Origin of the sequence: Streptomyces sp. NPDC047974 (genome assembly GCF_040653375.1) — a bacterium.
Classification (GTDB): Bacteria; Actinomycetota; Actinomycetes; order Streptomycetales; family Streptomycetaceae; genus Streptomyces.
In genome coordinates, this window is the sequence record NZ_JBEZNU010000053.1 from 1 (window position 1) to 4695 (window position 4695).

Annotated in this window: 6 protein-coding genes and 1 pseudogene; 4 read left to right on the forward strand and 3 right to left on the reverse strand. The window is 74.8% G+C overall.

All coding sequences use genetic code 11. The features are described from left to right. Positions 1-225: pseudogene (locus AB0E19_RS36400) on the reverse strand (MFS transporter); the annotation flags it as partial. Positions 226-559: 334 nt separating this feature from the next. On the opposite strand from AB0E19_RS36400, the gene AB0E19_RS36405 reads away from it, so the two are divergent. Further along, positions 560-874 carry a hypothetical protein gene (locus AB0E19_RS36405; RefSeq protein ID WP_362188764.1) on the forward strand — a complete coding sequence of 105 codons (315 nt, stop codon included), beginning with the start codon at positions 560-562 and terminating at the stop codon, positions 872-874. A 91-nt stretch (positions 875-965) separates the two neighbouring features. Here AB0E19_RS36405 and AB0E19_RS36410 read toward each other — a convergent pair whose 3' ends face one another. Next, entirely contained in the window at positions 966-1565 is a 600-nt protein-coding gene (locus tag AB0E19_RS36410) for a hypothetical protein (protein ID WP_362188767.1), read from the reverse strand. Between the two features lie 93 nt (positions 1566-1658). On the opposite strand from AB0E19_RS36410, the gene npdG reads away from it, so the two are divergent. Together npdG and AB0E19_RS36420 are read left to right on the forward strand one after the other, a co-directional pair. Further along, positions 1659-2378 carry an NADPH-dependent F420 reductase gene (npdG, locus tag AB0E19_RS36415; protein ID WP_362188770.1) on the forward strand — a complete coding sequence of 240 codons (720 nt, stop codon included), beginning with the start codon at positions 1659-1661 and terminating at the stop codon, positions 2376-2378. Positions 2379-2503: 125 nt separating this feature from the next. After that, positions 2504-2698 carry a hypothetical protein gene (locus tag AB0E19_RS36420; RefSeq protein ID WP_362188773.1) on the forward strand — a complete coding sequence of 65 codons (195 nt, stop codon included), beginning with the start codon at positions 2504-2506 and terminating at the stop codon, positions 2696-2698. An 11-nt stretch (positions 2699-2709) separates the two neighbouring features. Here AB0E19_RS36420 and AB0E19_RS36425 read toward each other — a convergent pair whose 3' ends face one another. Next, complete coding sequence (locus tag AB0E19_RS36425; RefSeq protein WP_362188776.1) at positions 2710-3504, reverse strand: site-2 protease family protein; 795 nt, start codon at positions 3502-3504, stop codon at positions 2710-2712. A 132-nt stretch (positions 3505-3636) separates the two neighbouring features. Here AB0E19_RS36425 and AB0E19_RS36430 point away from each other — a divergent pair. Then, positions 3637-4695 (forward strand): BTAD domain-containing putative transcriptional regulator (locus AB0E19_RS36430; RefSeq protein WP_362188779.1); only part of this gene is annotated, 1059 nt, incomplete at its 3' end.

Here is a 4695-nt window from a genome sequence, read left to right on the forward strand (position 1 = left end):
CCCGAACACCACCAGCGGCACCAGCTCCACGGCGCCCATCGCGCCCACGGCGAGCGGCGAGTCCGTCAGCTCCTTGATCTGCAGCGGCAGCGCCACCATCGCCATGGCACTGGCGAAGTACGTGACCAGCCCCTGCCCCCACAGCAGCCGGAAGTCACGCGAGGACCGCCACGGAGAGGTATCGGGCAGCACGCCCACCAGCCACGAACGCAAGGATGAAGCCACGAGCCCCCATGCTCCGCCCGCCCCACGGCGCGAGCAACCGATTTCCCCGCCACCCCCGGCCACCCCGCCACCCGCCGCCGACCTCCGCACCCCGAACGGCACCCACCCCGGCCGCAGTTGCGGGCAGCCCTCGGCAGCCTTCCGATCTGCCCGCTGCGCACGTGCGGCGTAGGATGGAAACCGGTTCGTCAGCACGGCAATCCCACTGCCCTGGCCTCAACAGGCCGCCTGCTGCAGCCGCATGTCACCCGATCGTCGGCCGGTCCGAAAAGGCTCGGTCCGAGACGGAACTTTCCTCCGCATCGACATCGGAACCACACGATGGAGATCCGCGATGGCTCATCAGCTGGAGTTTTTCGAAGACTTTCCGCAAGTCGTTCCCGATCCACCCCGAGCGCACGTCCAGTTCTCGGTGAAATGGAAATGCGTGAACACCGGCGATGAAGAATCGCCGGAGGCCGGTGTCCGGGTCGAGCTTTCCGACGCGACCGGTGTGCTGCTCACCTCCATCGGGCGGAACGTCGTTCCGCTGCCGCCTGGCGGAACGGACGAGGACACCGTGGGCGTCGGCGCGGTGGGGCCGGGCAGCGGCATCATAGAAGTCACCATCGACGGCATGTCGGCGGTGATTCCTGTGACCATCGCCTGAGCAAGGGGCGACCATTGCCGGTCACCGGCGCACCGGCGTTCTCGTGGCGCGGGCACGGCACGTGAAACAGGGCACCGGAACGGACACCTCGCTACCAGCGGGCGGGTGGGGGGGACGTCAGGCGGTCGGCCAGGAGGGCCAGACGGTCCCGGAAGCGGTGGCCGCGCGGCGCCGGCAGCCGGTTCTCGCCCGCCGCCGCACTGACGAGATGCTGCACCGTGTCCAGGTCGAGGCCCGCGTCCGAAGCGACCGACAGCGCCTCGTGCGCCAGGGCCCGCACCTCCGCGTCGCCCCCGTCCAGCGACAGCACCGTCGCCCCCGCCCGACGCGCGTCGTGCACCCGCTGGAGAAGGTCCGCCTCCGGGCGCGCCGGCGCCACGACCAGCAGGGCCGTGCCCCGGGCCGCCGCCTCCAGGCGGTCCAGGCCCACCGCCAGGTGCGGCGGGCCGCCGCACCTGGCCCGGTGGCGCACCAGGGTGGGGGCCAGCTCCGGAAGGCCCGACCAGGCCGCCTCGTCCACCAGGTGCGCCGCCAGGTGCCACGGCTCGTACGCCTCCGTGCCCACGAGCAGCAGCGCCCCCCGGCGCGGCGCCACCGACGCCCGCAGCGCCCCGGCGAAGCGGCGCGCCGCGGCCGGCCACTCCGTCCCGGCGAGCACTTCCCGCAGCAACGCGACCCGTACGGCATCCATGGCGCCGCATCCTGCCCCAGCCGCCCGCCCACCCGCCGCCGGTATCCGCCGATCCACCCGAACGGGTCCCGAACCGGTGGGTAGGGTCGGCCCATGACTGACTCGACTCCCGCAACCGAACCCACGAAGGCCCCCAAGGCCCCCAAGGACCCCTGGGACCTGCCCGACGTCTCCGGGCTCGTCGTCGGCGTCCTCGGCGGCACCGGCGACCAGGGCCGCGGCCTCGCCTACCGCCTCGCCGCCGCCGGCCAGCAGGTGATCATCGGCTCCCGCGCCGCCGACCGCGCCGAGGCCGTCGCCGCGGAGATCGGCCACGGCGTCGAGGGCGCCGACAACGCCGAGTGCGCCCGCCGCAGCGACGTCGTCATCGTCGCCGTGCCGTGGGACGGCCACGCCAAGACGCTGGAATCGCTGCGCGAGGAGCTCGCCGGCAAGCTCGTCGTCGACTGCGTCAACCCCCTCGGCTTCGACAAGAAGGGCGCCTACGCCCTCAAGCCCGAGGAGGGCTCCGCCGCCGAGCAGGCCGCCGCGCTGCTCCCGGACTCCCGGGTCGCCGCCGCCTTCCACCACCTGTCCGCCGTCCTCCTCAAGGACACCTCCATCGCCGAGATCGACACCGACGTGATGGTCCTCGGCGAGGAGCGCGCCGACGTCGAGATCGTGCAGGCGCTGGCCGGCCGCATCCCCGGCATGCGCGGCGTCTTCGCCGGCCGGCTGCGGGGCGCCCACCAGGTCGAGGCCCTCGTCGCCAACCTGATCTCGGTGAACCGCCGCTACAAGGCCCACGCGGGCCTCCGCGTCACCGACATCTGAGCCGACCTCCGAGCCGACGTCCGGGCCGGGGCCGCCACGCGGGGCGGAGCCGGAGAACGGACGCTTCGGGGCATGGGGGACACTGGTCGGGCAGCGTCAGCCGTATCCGACAGGAGCCGACCCCCATGCCCCGTCTCGCCCTTTACGCCCTCGTGGTCTGCGCCCTGGCCGTCGCCGCGGCCGTGATCTCCTTCGTCAACGGCAGCTTCATCGGCGTCGTCTGGGTCCTCCTCGCCGGCCTCTCCTCCAACATGGCCTGGTACTACCTCCGCCGCGCGAAGGCGGAGAAGGCCGCGGAGGCCGAGGCCCTCCAGGCATAGAGCGGGCGGGCCTAGAGCGGGCAGTACTCCGGCGTCCCCTCCCAGAAGCGGTACAGCGCGGAGCCGCAGGAGAGGGCCCGGTCGGCGACGCCCAGCGCCCGCATCAGCGCGTCGACCGCGTCGAAGAAGGCGCCGTTGACGGCCGGCACGAAGAGCAGCGCGATCACGACGAAGAAGCCGTACGGCGCGTACGGTGCGATCCGCCGCTTCAGCCCGTACGACAGCCAGGGCTCCACGATCCCGTAGCCGTCGAGCCCCGGCACCGGCAGCAGGTTCAGGAGCGCCGCCGTCACCTGGAGGAACGCCAGGAACGCCAGCGCGTACCGGAAGGCCGCCGGCACCCCGTCGAGCGCGCCCAGCCAGAACGGCGCCGTGCACACCACCGCGAACAGCACGTTCGCCAGTGGGCCCGCCGCCGAGATCAGGCTGTGCTTCCAGCGGCCCTTGATCCGGCCCTGCTCGATGAAGACCGCGCCGCCGGGCAGACCGATCCCGCCCATGATCACGAAGAGCACGGGCAGGACCACGCTGAGGACGGCGTGGGTGTACGCGAACGGGTTCAGGCTCAGATAGCCCTTGGCGCCCACCGTGACGTCCCCGCCGAACAGGGCGGTGCGGGCGTGCGCGTACTCGTGCAGACAGAGCGAGACGATCCACGCCGAGGTCACGAAGAGGAAGACCGCCACCCCGGGCAGCGCGGCGAAGTCCGTCCACACCGCCCATCCGGTGACCGCCATGACGGCGAGCACCGCCAGGAAGACGGGACTGATCCGGCGCTCGCTGCGGCGGACGGCGGCCGAAGTCATCACGGGCTCCCCCGATCCGGAACTGGCTGTGGTGGAGCGAGAACGTACCGCTCCCGACTCCGGTTCCCGCCCCGGACCCCCCTGGGGTTCCCCCGCCGACCCGCGCGTGGGGCGCTCGCGGAGAATGGGGGCGTGCGCTACTGCCTCCTGGGACCGACCCGTGTGCTGAGCGCCGACGGGGCCGAGCTGCCCGTCGGCGGGCCGCGCGTGCGCGCCCTGCTCACCGCCCTCGCCCTCCGGCCCGGCCGCGCCGTGCCGGTGGCCGTGCTCGTCGACGAGGTCTGGCATGGCGACGAGCCGCCCGCCGACGCCGTCGCCGCGCTCCAGGCGCTGGCCGGGCGGCTCAGGAAGGCGCTCGGCAGGGACCGGGTCCCGTCCGCGGACGGAGGCGGCTACCGGCTCGGCGCGGCCCGCGAGGACGTCGACCTCTACCGCTTCGAACGGCTCGCCGCCGAAGGCTCCGCCGCCCTCGCCGCCGGGGACCCCGGCCGGGCCGCCGCCCTCCTCGACGAGGCCCTGGGCCTCTGGACCGGCCCCGCCCTCGCCGACCTGCCCGACCGGCACGCCGAGGCCGCCCGCTGGGAGGCCCGCCGCCTGGACGCCCGGCGCGGCCGGTTCGACGCGGCGCTCGCCCTCGGCCGGGCCGCCGACGTCCTCCCCGAGCTCACCGCCCTGTGCGCCGGCCGGCCGCTCGACGAGCCCCTCCAGGCCCTGCGGATCCGCGCCCTGCGCGACACCGGCCGCGCCGCCGAGGCCCTCGCCGCGTACGAGGAGGTCCGCCGGACGCTCGCCGGCCGGCTCGGCGCCGGCCCGGGCCCCGAACTGCGCGCCCTCCACGAGCGGCTCCTCGCGGCGGAAGGGCCGGCTCCCGCCCCCGTACCCACCCCCGTCCCCGCCCCCGTACCCACGCCCGCCCCCGCCCCCGCCGCCGTGAGCCGGAACGGCCCCGCACCCGGCAATCTCCGGGCCCGGCTCACCTCCTTCGTCGGGCGCGAGGAGGAGATCGCCGCCCTCCGGCAGGACCTGGGCACCGCCCGGCTCGTGACCCTCCTCGGGCCCGGCGGCGCCGGCAAGACCCGGCTCTCCCAGGAGGCGGCCGAGCGGGCCGCCGGCGCCTGGCCCGACGGCGTCTGGGTCGCCGAACTCGCCCCGGTCCGCGACCCGGAGGCCGTCCCCGAGGCCGTCCTCGCC

What these genes read in the sequence shown, in the direction of transcription:
- npdG (WP_362188770.1), top strand. Translation starts at nt 1,659, where the DNA reads ATGACTGACTCGACTCCCGCAACCGAACCCACGAAGGCCCCCAAGGCC.
- AB0E19_RS36405 (WP_362188764.1), top strand. Translation starts at nt 560, where the DNA reads ATGGCTCATCAGCTGGAGTTTTTCGAAGACTTTCCGCAAGTCGTTCCC.
- AB0E19_RS36425 (WP_362188776.1), bottom strand. Translation starts at nt 3,504, where the DNA reads ATGACTTCGGCCGCCGTCCGCCGCAGCGAGCGCCGGATCAGTCCCGTC.
- AB0E19_RS36420 (WP_362188773.1), top strand. Translation starts at nt 2,504, where the DNA reads ATGCCCCGTCTCGCCCTTTACGCCCTCGTGGTCTGCGCCCTGGCCGTC.
- AB0E19_RS36410 (WP_362188767.1), bottom strand. Translation starts at nt 1,565, where the DNA reads ATGGATGCCGTACGGGTCGCGTTGCTGCGGGAAGTGCTCGCCGGGACG.